This window comes from Halomonas jincaotanensis (assembly GCF_018448785.1).
GTDB lineage: Bacteria > Pseudomonadota > Gammaproteobacteria > Pseudomonadales > Halomonadaceae > Halomonas > Halomonas jincaotanensis.
This window is the reverse complement of sequence record NZ_JAHCLU010000056.1, coordinates 1-897: the sequence shown is the minus strand read 5'-3', so window position 1 is coordinate 897 and position 897 is coordinate 1. Positions and strand designations below refer to the sequence as shown.

Annotated in this window: 1 protein-coding gene; it reads right to left on the bottom strand. The window is 65.7% G+C overall.

Annotated elements, in window-relative coordinates; all coding sequences use genetic code 11:
- Window positions 1–897: sensor domain-containing diguanylate cyclase (locus tag KG088_RS19435; RefSeq protein ID WP_213828274.1), on the bottom strand; the 897-nt coding region annotated here is incomplete at both ends.

Below are 897 nucleotides of genomic sequence, written 5' to 3'. Positions count from 1 at the left end.
ATGCGCTGCAGGACACTGCATAGCGTCACCAACACCTCATCGCCGGCCTCGTGACCGTGGGTATCGTTGAAGTGCTTGAAGTGATCGATGTCAAACAGCAGCACGGCGAAGGGCCGGTCGTGGCGTTCGGCGGCATTGAGCTCGGCGTCGATCGCCTTCTCCATGCGGTAGCGGTTCCAGGCGCCGGTCAGGCCGTCGCTGTAGGCCAGGCTCTTGAGCTTGCGGTTGGCATGATGAAGCTTTTCGTTGAGCTGGGCGATCTCGTGGCTGGAGGTCAGGACGGCCAGGGTCTTGGCGAGGTCCCCAACGGCACGGCACTCGATGTCGCGCCAGGCGCGGCTGAGTCCCCTGACGTCATCCTGCCACTGGGCAAAGGAGCGGCGTGGCGTCAGGATCAGCTGCCCGTCGCGGATCATGGGGGTATCCTCGGGCTTGCCGGCCCAGCGCCTGCTGTGTCGCTGCTCGCGGCGAAACAGCATCAGCCAGTGGCTCGACTCGGTGGGCAGGGCCACGGCGAGCAAGCCGCAGAGATCGCCCTCTTGCCAGCCCGCCAGGGGGGTCGTTGCCAATGCCTGGGTGTGCCAGGGCGTGTCGTGCTGCTGGTGGCGGCTCAGCCAGCCGGCCATGGCGACCAGTTTCTCCTCGGCGGGCAGGGTTCCCAGGCTAAAGATCTCTTCCCCGGTGACGAGGGCGATGCCTTCGGCATCCAGTAGCTTGAGCCATTGCGCGCCGTGACGCTGGATCATGCCCTCCGGCCCGAGAAGGCGTCCCCTCTCATCGGAGAGAATCTCGTTGCTGTCGTGGATGTCGTGAAGCAGGCGGCTGTCGGCTTGGGTGCGCAATACCCTCAGCCGCGGCATGGTGGTCTGTACCAGGGCGCACAGCGCATCACGCAGG